This is a genomic window from Microbispora sp. KK1-11 (genome assembly GCF_006874435.1).
GTDB lineage: Bacteria > Actinomycetota > Actinomycetes > Streptosporangiales > Streptosporangiaceae > Microbispora > Microbispora catharanthi.
The window spans coordinates 13,100-27,367 of sequence record NZ_VIRJ01000048.1; the positions used below are offsets into that span (position 1 = coordinate 13,100).

Below are 14,268 nucleotides of genomic sequence, written 5' to 3' on the forward strand. Positions count from 1 at the left end.
CCACCCAGCCATGAACAGCCCGCCGGGCTTCTCGGCCAGAAACGCGCCGCACCGACGTGAGCCTTTCGACCGTTCGGGAGCAAGACAATGGAGTTTTCACTGGATCCGGTCACCGTCGACGTCCTGCTTGGTGACGACGATGTCCGGGAGCTGGCCGCCGTCTGCGCCGAGTGGGCCGGCCACCGTGGATTGCGCCTACACCTCAGCGATGACCTGACCGGTTGGGCCGATCACATGAGAGCGGCGGGTGCCCACGACGGTCTCAATCCGACATTCGATCCCGATTGCCATCCCATCGCCGTCGGGGAAGGGATGCACCTCCTGGTGCGCGACGAATCACGCGAAGTCGTCGCCTGCACCGCGGCCCGTCTCTTCAGAACCCGTGACTTCGCTGCTCTCATTCCGTCCCTGGCGCTGTGGTTCGACCCGCTGCCCGACGGCATGCGGGGACCGCTCGAGGCGGCCCTTCCGGCCACCGTCCCCCTGCTATCGGGCAGGGTCGGGCACATGGGAGGACTGTGGGTCGATCCCCGATTCCGGGGGTCAGGCCTCTCGATGATGCTGGCACGGCTGACACGCGGAGTCACGCTCGACCGATTCGATGCCAATTGGGACACCTGGATATCTTTCGGGAAGATCGCCCGAAATCCGGCCCTCAGGGCGGCTTATGGGGCAGCGGACACCACACTGTGCGTCGACGGCTTCTTTCCGCCGCGAAACCGGCACGAGCAGGTGTACCTCAACTACGCCACGCGCGAGCAGGTCCTCGACGCCGTACGGGAGGGTGCTGCGACCCTCCGTGACTCATTGCTCCACAACACCGCCCTGCGCCCTTGAACCCGCGCCGGAAACGATTCTCGAGGTGAGGCCTGTGAACGACCCGCTGTGGCAAGAGCTGGGCATACTCTTCGACACCTCCTCCAGATCGCCCGACTGGAGACCGACCCTCTTTCATCTGTCTCGGGAAGACGACCGACGGTCCCTGCATGAGCTGCTCGCGTCCGGTGCCGTACGACGTGTTCATGACACTCTGGACAGGCAAATGGGGCAGCTCATGGCGGCCCGCGACCCCGGCATGCCCCCCTCCGGGGATGAGGTGGCCCGGCGAGTACGGCAGCACCTGGCGGGGCGGGACCGCATGGAATACGCCGTGTTCGTCTGGTATCCGTGGTCCGGTCTGCTGGTGCGCACGCTTCCCGCCGAGGAATACCGAGAGCTGCGCACGGACCGCAACCGATACAAGATAAGCAGCGAGGAGCAGCGGCGGCTCACCGGCAAGCGTGTCGGCGTGGTCGGACTGTCCGCGGGAAACGCCGCGGCCGTCACGCTGGCTCTCGAGGGCGTGGGCGGCTCGTACAAGATCGCCGACTTCGACACCCTCGATCTGACGAACCTCAACCGGATCCGGGCGGGGCTGCCCGACCTCGGACTCGAGAAGACGGTTCTCGCCGCTCGGCAGATGTTCGAGGTCGACCCCTACCTGCGCATCGAGCGGTACTCGACGGGCATACACTCCGGCAACGTCGACGATTTCCTCCTCGCTGACGGCAAGCTGGATGTCGTCATCGAGGAATGCGACGACCTGTATGTCAAGGTCGCCGTACGGGAGCGGGCACGCGCGCACGGCATCCCCGTGCTCATGAACACCAGCGACCGCGGCCTGCTCGACGTCGAGCGGTTCGACCTTGAGCCCGATCGCCCCGTCTTCCACGGCCTGGTCGGCGACGTACGGGCCGAGGAGTTGAAGGGGCTGGCGGCCAAGGACAAGCTTCCCTTCGTGCTGGCCCTCTTCGGCGAAGGGCTCCTGAGCCCTCGCATGCTCGCGTCGCTCCCCGAGGTCGGCAAAACGATCAGCAGTTGGCCCCAGCTCGCCTCGGCCGTATCGCTCGGCGGAGGCATCGTCGCGGACGCGGCCCGACGCCTGCTGCTCGGGGAGCCGCTCGCCTCCGGGCGATACCGGCTGGATCCGGACATGCTCGTCACCGGGGAATTCCGAACGCACGGCGACCCTGTCCCACAGGGATAGCCCTCGCCCCAGAACGGTGAGGTCCAGCGAAACGGGTCGGCGGGCCAAGGTGGAGACTTTGGCCCGCCGACCCGACCTGCCGCGGAGTGACTCGTGACGCTTCACTTCATGCCATGGCCGGTATGTGGATCAGCTGCCGGAGAAGGTGTAATCGACCAGCTCGTGCTCGCAAACGGGTCCAGGGCACACGTACAGCTTGCGCTCCTGCAGATCCGAGATCACGAGCACGTTCGTGTCCAGGTTCTCGTGCGTCGGCACGTCCGGCACTGGGTGGCGGCAGATCGACGCCGGGAACCCGAGATGGTCCTCATAGCAGGACTTGACGTAGTCGACGTCGAGCGAGCCGGCCCGCTCGGCGAGAAGCTCCCGCAGGCGCGTCGTCCGTACAGGCGAGTCGGGCAGGAGCTGTACCGAGAGGTCCTCCTTGGTGAACCGGTCGGTCAGATAGCAGTTCGCGTGCGTGAGGATCCCGTCCTCCGGCTCGATCATCTCGTGCTCGAGCGCCGTGGTCTCGAGGTTGCACGTCCGCCCGGTCTCATCGGCGATCATCCAGTTCCAGGCGCTGGCCCGCTCCGTCCGCAGCGCGACCTCGACGGCCTCCTCGAACGTCGTGGCATTGAAGATCATCCGGCCGACCACGAAAGGCGTCAGACCGTACTTCGCGTCCGGATAGCCGAGCAGGTTGTATTCCAGCCCGATGCCCGCCGAGTTCATCCCGTTCCCCCAGGCCAGCACACCGCCGGGGGTCGCGTTGAGGGTCGCCGGCCCACTCTTGGGGATCTTCTCGAGAATGATCCAGTACTTCTTGTAATGCGGCAGGTAGTCACAGGTCTGGCCGACGAAGACCTTCCCACCGGCGGTGACCTCGGGGGTCACGCTGAATGTCGTGCAGCCGCCGGCCGTCCCCGCGAGGTACGTGCTCAAGGTCTCCGCCGGCTCACGCCAGCCCGACGAGTTCATGAGAAGACCGCAGCCCGCGAAGGGAACCTGCATGACATAGGTCTGTTCGAGGGTGAGGCCCGAGCCCGCGCTCATACCTCGCAGCTCATCGGCCACCGTGGGGGCGAACGCCTCGACGGTGGAGATGTATCGCCGCGCCTCGTCCATCAGCTGGTCCTCCGTGAGGCCGGTGCCGAACGGCGGACGCCCCTTGACCATCGCGAACAGCACCTCGTCGTACATCGCCCGGATCGCCTCACGACGGTCCTCCCCGATCTGGCATCCCATCTCGTAGTCGCTGCCGCTGACCGTGACGAAAGGGAACCGGACGGCCCGCTTGCCGACGCCTTGATTCCCAACGGGCTGAGACATCGATGTTCCTTCCTTCGATGGTTTCGCCGGCGTCAGAAGGCCGCCGGACTCTACAGCTCGATCTCCCGGGTACGGGATGTCACGCCGCCCTGATGCGGCCTGGAAGCTAAGCGAACCGGATAGGCAGCGACTCCAGACTGCGCATGTGCATACTCGACTGGTAGCGCAGCGCGTCACGAGGGACGGCGAGCGCCGGCCGCGGTAACCGGCTCACCAGAGCGGTGACGGCGATCTGCGTCTCCAGCCGGGCCAAGGCCGCGCCGATGCAGTTGTGCAGGCCGTGCCCGAGGCCGACATGTCGCACATCCTGACGTCGCAGGTCCAGGCGGTCGGGATCGGGGAAGCGCTCCGGATCCCGATTGGCCGACATCAGCACAGGCCAGACGGCCGCTCCGGCCGGTAATTCGACTCCGGCCAGCTCAAGGTCATGCTTCGCGAAGCGAATTGTGGCAGCTGCGATCGAGCCCTCGTACCTCAGGAATTCCTCCACCGCGTGCGGCACGAGCGAAAGGTCCTGGCGCAGTATCTGGAGCTGGTCGGGATGGTCAAGCAGGGCGAGCATGGCGTTGGCGATCAAATTTCGCGTCGTGTCGTATCCGGCGAAGATGAGCGCATGAACCATCGCCACCAATTCCATCTCGTCGAGGCGGTCGCCCCCGTCACGCGCCTCGATGAGACGCGAGGTGAGATCGTCCGCGGGATTCGCGCGCTTTAACGCTACGAGTTCGCGAGCATGGTTCATCAGCCACTGATACGAATCCTGCATTCGTTCGGGGACGCCCGAGACCGCCCCCTCCACGTTCCTGAGCACATCCTGCCGCCGGTCTGCGCCGATGCCGAGTATTCCGCCTATGGCCTCAGCGGGGATGACGGAGGCGAAGTCCTCCACGACGTCCATCTCTCCTCGCGGGACCGCCTTGTCGAGGAGGCTGTGGACCACCGCGTGCACCATGCCCCGCCAGGTTTCGACGTTCCGGGGCGTGAACGCCTTCATGGCGAGCTTGCGCAGCCTCACATGATCCGGCGGGTCCACGAGCGCCACATTTCCTCCGGGAGGTGCCAGGCCCGCATCCTTGTACTGCCGGCCGGCGTTTTCCGGATCGTTGCTGAAGCCCGGGTCATCCAGCACAGTGAGAACATCGGCGTAGCGCGTCACCAGCCACACGGGAACGTCTGTTCCGGGGAACTCGAACTTGTGGACCGGATCGTTCGCACGCAGCCATCGCCAGGCCGGATAGGGATCACGGAAGTACTCCGGGCTGTGCAGCGCGGGTGACGGTCCTGACATCGGCATCTCTCCCTCTCCATGCTGCGATTCGCAGCCGTCAGCGGAAGACTGCCGCCCGTTCTGATCCGGCACACTAGGGGACTCCCCCAACACGTCCCCCTAGAAATATCAGGGTGAACATCCGCATGAATTCATCAGGGGCGCGGTCAGGCTACGTGCGTGTTCGAGCTCGCCGCGAGTCCGCCCTGGCCCTTCATAGGGATCAGAGCCGGACGCCGTCCGCTTCAGCGCTTCCAATCAAGGTCGATATTTCCCAGTGCAGACTCTCGAACCGTGATGCCTCCAGATCCGCCAACGCCCCCGCAATATTGTCCGTATGTGCTTGGGGTTTTCCCTTACCTCGACCACTGGACTTTGGGGCAATTACAAATTTGGGGTGACCCGCACTGACGTCGCGCCGGAAGCTGTCTCCGAAAGGAGACGGAAATGAATATCGGCGGAATCGGGGTCGTGGGGGCCGGCATCAGCGGCCTGACACTGGCGCTCCGGCTACAGCAGCTCGGCGTCGACGTGACGCTCTACGCGGAGAGCACAGCGGACGAGATGCGGCAGGCGCGGCTGCCGAACACGGTCGTGCGAATGAAGCACACCCGCGCTCGCGAGCGAGCGCTCGGCTGCGAACACTTCGCCTTCGACGGCACTCTCGCGCACACCGCGACGATCTTCATCAAGGGCGAGCCTCCGCTGGAGTTCCGCGGGATGCTGGACGATCCCTTCCACGCGGTCGACTTCCGTCTGCTGCTGCCCGCGTTCCTCGACGACTTCACCACGCGCGGAGGACGCCTGGTCGTGACCGGCTTCTCACCCGGCGCCACGGACATCGACGCGTGGTCGGTGAACCACGAACTGATCGTGGTGGCGGCCGGCCGCCGATCCGTGACCGAACTGTTCCCCCGTGACGAGAGCAGGTCACCGTACGACCGCCCCCAGCGGAGGCTGCTGTCGGGGCTCTACACCGGCATCTCCCACGCGGGCTTCGGCTACAACGTGTCCCCGGGAGTGAGCGAAACCTTCCAGCTCCCGATGTGGACGCGCCATGGGCTGGTCGCCGCCATGCTGATCGAGGCGGTTCCCGGCGGACCGATGGAAGCGATCACTCGGCTGCCGTACGAGGAAGACCCGCAGACGTTCAACCGCACCTTGGAAAAACTCCTCTCGGAACACGCGCCCCAGGTCGCCGAGCGGATCAAGTCCGATTCCTTCGGCCTGATCGGACCTGACGATCTGCTCCAGGGTGCGATCAGCCCTGTGGTGCGAAAGCCTGTGGCGAAGCTCCCCACCGGCAAGGTGGCTCTCGCCATCGGCGACGCGTGGATCACCAACGACCCGATCACGGGCCAGGGGGCGAACCTCGGCTCGCACTGTGCCTGGGTGGCCGCAGAGGCCATCGCGGCGGGCGGTCCCTACGACGAACGATTCGCCCATGCGGTGGCAGACTTGATGTGGCAGGTGGCCGGACCGGTCACCGAGTGGTCCAACGCCTTCCTCCAGCCTCCGGCCGCTCACGTGATACGGCTGTTCGCCGCGGCGGCCTCCGACCAGAGCGTGGCCGACCTCTTCGCCAACCTGTTCAGTGACCCGGTGCCCGCATGGGCGCTGCTCTCCGACCCGGCCAAGGTCGACTCCCTGCTGACATCCCGCACGCGTCCCTGAACGCGCGCCCCTTGATCATGCGTTCGACCACACCCCGGAACAAGAACAGAGGCCCCATGCCCAAGACCATCAGCCCGCACGCTCATACGTACGACGACTTCTCTGGACCGCAACTGGATGCGGGCAAGTGGATGTATCTGGAGTACCGCATGCCCGATGGGTCGTCGTGGCGGTGTGCCGAGCCTGGTGCGGTGACCTCGGTCGCGGACGGCGCTCTCAGCGTCTCCGTCGACCGCTTCCGGCTCGAGCACGACGGCATTCAAATTATGGACAATCCGAAGCATCTGCTCCTGTCCACAAAAAGCTTCTCCCTGCCCAGGTCAGGCCTGATCACCTTCTCGGCGGACATGGCCGTCAGCTGCCGGGGCAACGACCTCCACGACTACCGGGACGGCGTCGCCGCCTTCAACGTGCTGGACATGGAGTCCGGCTGGGTCTTCGACGTGGCCGCGAACAACGACCACATGTGGGCCATCCACGAGATGCTGCCCGTGCCGAGCGCCGCGGCGGCGCCCTTCACTCACGTGGTCGAGGACCCCTTCGTCGGTCTGACCATGCGTCCGGGCCGGCCCCACCGCTGCCAGGTGGTGATCGACACCGGCGCCGGATCCGTCACCTGGCTGGTGGACGACAAGCCGATCCATCACGTGGCCTCCGCGCAGCTGCCCCGCCAGGTCCGGGTGGGGTTGGGGATGTTCACCCTGCGTCCGATCGTCTTCGGGAAGAGCCAGTCGCTGCGGGGCCAAGGGATGTCGGCGTGGTGGAGCAATCTCACCGTCGAAGAGCAGGCGTTCTGAGACGACCCCGTCACTCACATCGGAAGGGATGTCATGACCTCCTTCACGCCGAGCGCGAGGCGGCGCCTCGCGGGCAAACGCGTTTTGATCACCGGGACGGCAGGCGGGCAGGGAGCGGCGGCTCAGGAGCTGTTCGCCCACGAAGGCGCCCGCGTCGTGGGATGTGATGTGATCCCCGGCGGGGCCGAGAGCACAGCGGAGAAGCTCGCGACGCAGGGATGCGACGTCCACGGCACCACAGTCGACCTGGTCGACCCCGAAGCGGCCAGAGCTTGGGTCGAGGAAGCCGCCTGCCGCCTCGGCGGGATCGACGTTCTCTACAACAACGCGGCCGGCTTCGGTTTCTCCCCCTTCTCGGACTTCACCCTCGCCCTGTGGCACCACGTCATCAAGGCCGAGCTCGACATCGTCTTCCACGTCACCCATCCCGCCTGGACCTACCTGCGGGAGGGCGGAGGATCGATTATCAACACGGCGTCCGTCTCCGGCGTCCGGGGTGTCGGCGGCATCGGTCAGGCCGCACACTCCGCCGCCAAGGGAGCCGTGATCGCCCTCACCCGCACCCTGGCCGCGGAGGGAGCCGCCGACGGGATCCGCGTGAACGCGATCTCGCCTGGCTTCGTCACCTCCCCCGCCACCGATGCGGCGATGGACGACTCCGCACGCGGCTACATGCTCGACATGCACCTCATCAGGCGAGCGGGGACGGGACAGGACATCGCCGCCCTGGCCCTCTATCTCGCTTCCGACGAGTCCAGTTGGGTCACCGGGCAGAACATCCGCATCGACGGCGGCTGGACGGCCGGCTTCCGCTGACGGCAGCGGGCGACCTGTCCGACCAATTCCTGGTATTTGCCTAGCCGCGGTGGTGGCCATCGCCAGGACGACCTCATTGCGCGTGCGGTTCCTGTTCCCATCCTGATCAGGCCGTGCCCTGCGACACGGGGTGTGCCCGAAGACCCAGGAGAACGGGCGCGCCCCGTCGCTGGCCAGGCTGGAGGCGCGGATCGCGTACGAGATGCTGACCGAACGCCTGCCCGGCCTCCGGCTCGCGCCTGAATACACGCCGGTCTACCAGCCGAGCTTCTTCTTCCGGGGACTGGAGGCCCTCGATCTGGAGTGGGACGCGACGACATAGCCGAGGCCTGCCCGCGTCATCGGCGGTGGAGCCCTGCCCCACGGATGAAGTCCCACATTCGCGCGGGGACAGCGGGATCTCGACGAGCCATTCGGCGAACTCCGGGACCACCGCGGCCACGGCGTTTCCCGCAACCGCCGATGCCCACGATCGGCCCCGCCCTCGCCCAGGCCCTTCATCTCGCCCCGGATGTACAGAGAGGGAGAGCACAGGTGGGTGATGTCCATGCCGGGGACATCTCCGCCTCCGGCAGGAGGTAACGGGGATAAGACGTGGTCGTCGGCTGCCCCGACTGGTCGTACAGCATCTCCTCGTGCAGCGCGACGCCGATCCGTGCGCCACACCCGCCTTGGACCTGCCGGCGACGATCACCGGGTTGACCAGTGTTCCGGCGTCGTGGACCACCCAGTAGTCCTCGACCCGTACTTCACCGGTGTCCAGGTCCGCCACGACCCGGGCGGCGTGGGTCGCGTAGGAGTAGGCGATGTTCTCCGGGTCGTGGACGTCTTTCTCCTCCAGGTCAGGCCGCTCCCCTTCGGGCAGGTCCCAGCCCCGCCAGGCACGGTGAGGCGACCTCGGCCGGAGTCAGGGACACGTGGCCGGTGACTCCGCGCACCCGAAGAGGCCGTCCACGACCTCGATGTCTCCGGGGTCGGCTCCAGCCGGTGCGCCGCGATCCGGCCCAGGCGCTCTCGCAGCCGCGCGGCCGCGCGTATGAGGGCACCGCCGCCGACGGTGATCGAGCGGCTGGCGATCGACCGCTCGCCGAGTAGGGCGTCGCGGCGCTCCCGCGTGGCCTCGTCCACGAGGCGCTCGCGCACCCACGCCGCCTCCTGCATGCCGAATCCGCGCAGGGCGCCGGTGGGTGTGGTCGAGGTGACCGCGGCCGTGATCGTCGCGCCGGTGAGGCCGAGGGCCACGGCGAGGCTGTCGCGGACGTGCTGCGTCACCTGCGTGGACATCCACACGGTCAGCGTCTCCGCCCTGGCGTCCCACTGCGCGACCACGGGCGGGGTTCGAGCGGGTTGACCGCGACACGCTGGATCCGCAGGCGGCGCTCGACCACGCGCGCCGCGCCGGCGATCAGCCGTTCGATCTCGTCCCGGGGATCGCCGACGTCGTAGACGGCAACCACGTTGGTCCCCCACTCGAGATACAGCAGGGGCGCGTTTCCCTCAGCGAGCACGTCCTCGCACACCTCCTGGCAGGGGACGCCTGACCTTTCCGCGGCCAGCAGGCTCGTCGGGCGCCAGCCCCTCCACTGTCTCGACGTCGTCGACGACCCTGGGCCGGACGAGCCGCATGGTGAGCGGCGGGAGGAGGCTCTGGCCGCCGACTGGCACGCGGGCGTCGTCGCCGTGCTCGCCGAGTGCGTCGAGTGCCTCCGGTAACGTCTGGGGATCCTGATAGGAGAAGACGGGTGGCTTCATGTGGCCCTGCCTTGCGGGAGATCGGGGCGTGCGGACGGGGAGGACGACGTGCGTTCGTTTCGCGGCCGGTTCGCGTGGCCGTTGCTCACCGAGGGGAAGTGGCCACGCGGGCCTCGGGCGTACGGGCCCCCGGGTCGCGTGCATGCACTCCCAGCAGCGCCAGCCCGGCGGTGGCCGCGCCGAGGAAGACCCATCCCGTCGTGTAGCCGGCGGCCGGGACGAGCAGCCCGAACGCCCAGGGCAAGGCGAAGCCGCCGACGGCGGTGATCGTCAGCATGAGGCCGACCGCCGTCCCGATGTTCTCGGGGCGGACAGTGCGATCCTCCCCAGGAATCGTCTCCCAGACCGCGAAGGCGCCGTTGAACGCGAACCCGACGATCAACGCCGGCACCCAGAACCAGGACTCGCCGGTTGCGGGGACCAGCAGCAGGCCGACGGCTTCCAGGAGCACGGCCACCAGAAGCACGAGCCGCGGCCTGCCGAGCCGGTCGGAGACCAGGCCGAAGACGAGGGGGCCGGGAATCCCTGCGAGGCCGACGATCAGCGACGCGAGACCGGCGGTCGAGAAGCGACGGTAGTCGGCGCCGTAGCCTGCGATGAGCTGGGAGGCCGCAAGGAACGACCCGTAGCCTCCGAGGAAGGCGACGCCGTAGATCCACAGTCTGCGGTTGCCGAGAGTCTGGCGCACGGCGTCGCCGGTGATACGCACGCCCGTGAGGCTCCTTCCGCCGGGCGGCGGGCGGAAGACCACACCGACGGCGGCCCCCGTGACCACGCACAGCACGCCACCGGCGACCAGCGCGCGCCTCCAGCCGACGGCGTCGGCGAGGTCGGCCCAGACATACAGGCCGAGGGCGGTGCCGAGGCTGAACATCGCCGACACCACACCGAGGGCGAATCCGTGCGCGCGACCGGCGAACCACACGCTCACAGCGGCGATGCCGATGCCCGCGTAGATCGAGGCCCCGACACCGCAGACGATCCGCAGGACCAGGAGCTGGGTGTAGTCGGCCGCGACGCCCGACAGCGCCCCGGTGATCCCTTCCACCACGAGGCCGATGACGAGTGTCCTGCGGATGCCCAGCCGGGTGGACAGGAAGCCGGCGGGGATGTGGAACACGCCGTACCCCGCCACGAAAGCGGAGATGAGCAGGGCCACCTGGGGGATCTCCACCCGGAACTCCGCGCTGATCGGGCCGAAGGTGGGCGCGAGGTCGAACCAGTTTACGGTCATCATCACGAAACCGAGCGAGACGACCGTCATCACAGCCCAGCGGCGCCCTCTCGACGACGGCGCCGAAGGTTCCGGGGGCGACTCGGCGAGACCGGACATGCACACCCCTTCATGTGCGAAGACGTTCCTTGTTCAGTGGCGTGGCACGCCCCTCGTCGGCGTGCCTTTCACGTCGCTTCCGCCGTATCAATGACTCGCGCGCAGCCGATCGGTTCCGGGAGTCGTCGAGCGTGGTTTCGTGCTTCCGTCAGGACGATTGGGCTTCTGCCGCTGATTCTTCTTAAGGGAGTACGGCCCTGACATCAGGGGGCGCCCCTCAACAGACTCCCCAATCCTCGGACGAGCCGACCCGGAGGATAGGCGTCGACGGCACGCAGCTCGGTGTCCGCTCGCTCGCACGCACCGGTCGCGGCTACGCCGCCATGAGCCGGCCTCCAGCGTCCCCGACGGTGTGCCTCACCTCAGGGGCGTATGTCAGGGATTGGCTCGGGAGTCCGGCGGAATCGCTGGGGTCACGCCCGAATGCGGTCCTGTGCCTGAAGCAGATAGTCAATGTCAATGTGCGAAACAGGTTGGCGAATTGACAAAAACGCCCGCGACAGCGGGCGTCGAGGCACCCAACCAGAGATCGCACGTCTTCACAGGCCGGCCGACGCGGGATTCGGCTGCATAACGCAGCCATGCACAGCCACTGTCACATCCCTCGACGGCACACCCGTCAAGTATCCGAGGAGAAGCCTCATGTCACTGCCGATTCGGCTCCGCCGCACCCTGGGCGCCCTGGCCATGCTCACCGCCACCGTCGCGACCGTCCCCGCCGTCTCCGTCGCACCGGCCAACGCGGCGACAGGGATCTCCGTGCGCCTCTGGGAGATCAAATGCCTGGAGAAGAGCGACGTCGGCCATGGTGACCGCCCGTACTTCGTGGTGTTCATCGGAAGCCCGACCAACCCCGATGACAACCGGACCGTGCTGGTCGACCCCGGCATTATCACAACGGACCGCCCGCTCCCGTACTACCCCAAGACGCTCATCGCCAGTCAGGTGCCCTCCGGCTCGCTCACCGTCACCGTGATGGTCGAGCAGGACGAGGACAGGGACCTGACGGACAAGATCCAGCAGATCGACACCGAAATGCGCGGCCAGTACCAGATCTCCTACTGGCAGGCCGTCGATCAGAAGGTCAAGGGACTGCGGGACAAGCTCAGGTCCTCCGTCAAGCGCTATCTCGGGGACGATGACTTCCTGGGCGACAGCTACGCCACTGTGTATCAGGGCACTGTGACTTCCTCCATGTCGTTCATGGAAGACGGCGGCGACTACAGGGTCTACTACAGCGGCTGACAACCGCCGGCCGACCGGAGTGCTTCGCCGCCACGGTGGTGCAACCGCGGCCCTGATCATCTGATCGTTGTCACCTCGGCGATCAACGGTGCTCGCCGAGGTGACCATTCCTTCGCCACTGAGCAAGGACCCGTCCGTGCGATCAGGATCAGTCCGGACCGGCGGGCATCGGCGCCCTCAACACCGGTCACGATCAGGGAACCGAAGGCGCGTACCCGGGTCGGCGCAGCCCCGGTGGCGGAAGTCGACCTGCTCGGCGTCCAGTGGGCGTCCGACAACGCCGGGGGCGGCAGTTGCGGGTGCCGCAGTGCGGCCATCCGACTCGTGACCGCCAGGATAACCGCCTCAATCCCCAAACACTGGGGGCCGATGTCAGGGATGACCCCGATACCGCAGACCGGCAACGGGAGTTCCATGGGGGCTTGCGACCCTTCAATTCAGATCGGGACAGGTTGGGCAGCTTTGTTTCTTCCTTTCAGCAGGAGGCAGCTTCATGAAACGGCCAACGACCAGGGGCACCCAGCCGAACGTCAGGGCGCAAGATTTCGTGTTCGTGAACTCTGGAAGCCCGGAGGATCTGTTCGAATTCTTCACCTCGCCGCAATTCCTGAACCTGCCGGTCGCCTGGGATTACCAGAGCTACGGCGATTTCTGGAGCGGGGCCGCTTATATCGGCAGAACCAATCTGCAATTCTTCAGATTCGATACCGACCTGGTTCCTCGACTCCCAGAGGGCACAGCCCGGTTCCATGGGATCGGATTCGAGGCCGCCGGCTCCCTTCAGGACACTCTCGATTATTTGAAGGACCAGAACATCGAATGGGAGAGGGGCGACATCAATGTCGGTTCCACCCTACTGTGCACGAATATACATCCGGTCAATCTGGGTCATCCGACCCAGAGCGATACGGGACTGCGGACGCAGATAACGTTCTACGGCCCGGAGTTCTACTCGGCCACCTTCGGGGCGGCGACCACCGGCGAATATCGGGACGCGGCGGACCGCGAGCTCATCGACGTGCGCGGCGGAGGGCCACTGAGAGTTCGAACCGCGAGAACAGTGGTCGTCGAATCCCCCGACGCCCCGGCGACGCAGAGCGGATTCGGACGTTTCCTGGGCATCGAGCCCGACTCTCAAGGAAAATTCGAGTTCGAGGACGGTCCCGCACTCAAAGTCATCCCCGGTGAGACAGAAAAGTGGGCAAAGCTCGTGCTGCAGGTGTCCGACCTGGATGCGGCGAAGGACTACCTCGAGGGCAGCAACATGTTGGGGAACCACAGCTCGCAACATGTGCAGATCGCCCCGAGCGTGATCCAGGGCCTCACTATCGAACTGACAGAGAGCTGAGAAAGGACTGCCGACTCCTGCCCACGGGAGCCGAACCGAATCGCCAAGTTCAATCTGCGGGGGCTGGCGTCTCATGACAGCCGAATGAGATTCGCAGGGAAACGCGGCCAAATAGGTGGTCTGCTATGCCGACGGCGTCCCACAGTTCGGCCGCCCAGGTAGCCCCACGGCGGAGCGACCGGCCATGATCACCGGAATCGTGGTCACTTCGGCGATCAACGGCGCTCGCCGAGGTGACCATCTCCGTCAGGCCGCGCGATCACAAGCAGAAGCCTCCTCGGCGACGGACATGGAACTCCCTCACCATTCCACCCAGTGACACTAATACATTGCGGTCGGGCAAGATATCGCAAATGGGTGAATGCCATAGCCATCGCTACGGGCTCGACTCGGGTCCTCCGCCCCGGGCCCGGCTGTGCCTACAGGTGAGGCGTGGGAGGTGACGGCGGCCGGGTCACGGAGCGGCGGAAGCTGACCTCTAGAAGGATCGGACATCTGGAGGCTGGGGTCGTTCCTGGGGTTCCCCCAATGTATCGGCCTTTTTCTTGCCAGGGCGATGCTTGAGTATCCGAGACAGGAAGAAAAGTGTCTGTTGATCGGTCTCCTCGTGTGTTGTGCACGCTGATCACGGCCGCCGTCTTAGTGGCGTCGGCCTGTGTCCTCACCACAGGTCCCGCTTCGGCCAAGCCATTATGGCAA

The 14,268-nt window shown here is 66.3% G+C and carries 13 protein-coding genes and 1 pseudogene; 8 read left to right on the plus strand and 6 right to left on the minus strand.

Annotated elements, in window-relative coordinates:
- Positions 1–87: 87 nt before the first annotated feature.
- Together FLW16_RS40280 and FLW16_RS40285 are read left to right on the plus strand one after the other, a co-directional pair.
- Positions 88–837 (plus strand): hypothetical protein, encoded by a 750-nt coding sequence (locus tag FLW16_RS40280; RefSeq protein WP_142566255.1) that lies wholly within the window; start codon positions 88–90, stop codon positions 835–837.
- A 205-nt stretch (positions 838–1,042) separates the two neighbouring features.
- The gene (locus tag FLW16_RS40285; RefSeq protein WP_142566256.1) at positions 1,043–2,026 is read left to right on the plus strand and encodes a ThiF family adenylyltransferase; all 984 of its coding nucleotides are present in this window, start codon (positions 1,043–1,045) and stop codon (positions 2,024–2,026) included.
- A gap of 129 nt (positions 2,027–2,155) precedes the next feature.
- Here the strand turns inward: FLW16_RS40285 and FLW16_RS40290 are convergent, their stop codons facing one another.
- Both FLW16_RS40290 and FLW16_RS40295 read right to left on the minus strand, forming a co-directional pair.
- Positions 2,156–3,337: a C45 family peptidase gene (locus FLW16_RS40290; protein ID WP_142566257.1), complete on the minus strand. Its 1,182-nt coding sequence runs from the start codon at positions 3,335–3,337 to the stop codon at positions 2,156–2,158.
- Between the two features lie 106 nt (positions 3,338–3,443).
- Positions 3,444–4,697: a cytochrome P450 gene (locus tag FLW16_RS40295; protein ID WP_142566258.1), complete on the minus strand. Its 1,254-nt coding sequence runs from the start codon at positions 4,695–4,697 to the stop codon at positions 3,444–3,446.
- A gap of 354 nt (positions 4,698–5,051) precedes the next feature.
- On the opposite strand from FLW16_RS40295, the gene FLW16_RS40300 reads away from it, so the two are divergent.
- The 4 genes from FLW16_RS40300 (at position 5,052) to FLW16_RS40315 (ending at position 8,213) form a co-directional block, all read left to right on the plus strand.
- The gene (locus FLW16_RS40300) at positions 5,052–6,278 is read left to right on the plus strand and encodes a styrene monooxygenase/indole monooxygenase family protein (protein WP_142566259.1); all 1,227 of its coding nucleotides are present in this window, start codon (positions 5,052–5,054) and stop codon (positions 6,276–6,278) included.
- A gap of 56 nt (positions 6,279–6,334) precedes the next feature.
- Positions 6,335–7,075 carry a DUF6081 family protein gene (locus FLW16_RS40305; protein ID WP_142566260.1) on the plus strand — a complete coding sequence of 247 codons (741 nt, stop codon included), beginning with the start codon at positions 6,335–6,337 and terminating at the stop codon, positions 7,073–7,075.
- A 33-nt stretch (positions 7,076–7,108) separates the two neighbouring features.
- Complete coding sequence (locus FLW16_RS40310) at positions 7,109–7,891, plus strand: SDR family NAD(P)-dependent oxidoreductase (RefSeq protein WP_142566261.1); 783 nt, start codon at positions 7,109–7,111, stop codon at positions 7,889–7,891.
- A 130-nt stretch (positions 7,892–8,021) separates the two neighbouring features.
- A complete protein-coding gene (locus FLW16_RS40315; RefSeq protein WP_142566262.1) occupies positions 8,022–8,213 on the plus strand; it encodes a hypothetical protein in 192 nt (63 codons plus the stop codon).
- Positions 8,214–8,388: 175 nt separating this feature from the next.
- Here FLW16_RS40315 and FLW16_RS46395 read toward each other — a convergent pair.
- The 4 genes and pseudogenes from FLW16_RS46395 to FLW16_RS40335 all read right to left on the minus strand — a co-directional run bounded on the left by FLW16_RS46395 (position 8,389) and on the right by FLW16_RS40335 (position 10,976).
- Positions 8,389–8,699: pseudogene (locus FLW16_RS46395) on the minus strand (molybdopterin cofactor-binding domain-containing protein).
- Positions 8,582–9,220 carry a hypothetical protein gene (locus FLW16_RS45740; protein ID WP_260616133.1) on the minus strand — a complete coding sequence of 213 codons (639 nt, stop codon included), beginning with the start codon at positions 9,218–9,220 and terminating at the stop codon, positions 8,582–8,584. Before FLW16_RS45740 ends, FLW16_RS46395 begins: the two are co-directional and overlap by 118 nt.
- Positions 9,184–9,399 (minus strand): hypothetical protein, encoded by a 216-nt coding sequence (locus tag FLW16_RS40330; RefSeq protein WP_142566263.1) that lies wholly within the window; start codon positions 9,397–9,399, stop codon positions 9,184–9,186. Before FLW16_RS40330 ends, FLW16_RS45740 begins: the two co-directional genes overlap by 37 nt.
- A 329-nt stretch (positions 9,400–9,728) precedes the next feature.
- A complete protein-coding gene (locus tag FLW16_RS40335; protein ID WP_142566264.1) occupies positions 9,729–10,976 on the minus strand; it encodes a nitrate/nitrite transporter in 1,248 nt (415 codons plus the stop codon).
- A 642-nt stretch (positions 10,977–11,618) separates the two neighbouring features.
- On the opposite strand from FLW16_RS40335, the gene FLW16_RS40340 reads away from it, so the two are divergent.
- Both FLW16_RS40340 and FLW16_RS40345 read left to right on the plus strand, forming a co-directional pair.
- Positions 11,619–12,221, plus strand: a complete 603-nt coding sequence (locus FLW16_RS40340) for a hypothetical protein (protein ID WP_142566265.1) — start codon at positions 11,619–11,621, stop codon at positions 12,219–12,221.
- 493 nt (positions 12,222–12,714) lie between these two features.
- Positions 12,715–13,569 (plus strand): hypothetical protein, encoded by an 855-nt coding sequence (locus FLW16_RS40345; RefSeq protein ID WP_142566266.1) that lies wholly within the window; start codon positions 12,715–12,717, stop codon positions 13,567–13,569.
- The last annotated feature ends 699 nt before the right edge of the window (positions 13,570–14,268 follow it).

Bases quoted from the DNA above. Each gene is read 5' to 3' on its own strand.
- FLW16_RS40280 (WP_142566255.1), top strand. From the start codon at position 88: ATGGAGTTTTCACTGGATCCGGTCACCGTCGACGTCCTGCTTGGTGAC.
- FLW16_RS40285 (WP_142566256.1), top strand. From the start codon at position 1,043: ATGGGGCAGCTCATGGCGGCCCGCGACCCCGGCATGCCCCCCTCCGGG.
- FLW16_RS40290 (WP_142566257.1), bottom strand. From the start codon at position 3,337: ATGTCTCAGCCCGTTGGGAATCAAGGCGTCGGCAAGCGGGCCGTCCGG.
- FLW16_RS40300 (WP_142566259.1), top strand. From the start codon at position 5,052: ATGAATATCGGCGGAATCGGGGTCGTGGGGGCCGGCATCAGCGGCCTG.
- FLW16_RS40305 (WP_142566260.1), top strand. From the start codon at position 6,335: ATGCCCAAGACCATCAGCCCGCACGCTCATACGTACGACGACTTCTCT.
- FLW16_RS40310 (WP_142566261.1), top strand. From the start codon at position 7,109: ATGACCTCCTTCACGCCGAGCGCGAGGCGGCGCCTCGCGGGCAAACGC.
- FLW16_RS40335 (WP_142566264.1), bottom strand. From the start codon at position 10,976: ATGTCCGGTCTCGCCGAGTCGCCCCCGGAACCTTCGGCGCCGTCGTCG.
- FLW16_RS40340 (WP_142566265.1), top strand. From the start codon at position 11,619: ATGTCACTGCCGATTCGGCTCCGCCGCACCCTGGGCGCCCTGGCCATG.
- FLW16_RS40345 (WP_142566266.1), top strand. From the start codon at position 12,715: ATGAAACGGCCAACGACCAGGGGCACCCAGCCGAACGTCAGGGCGCAA.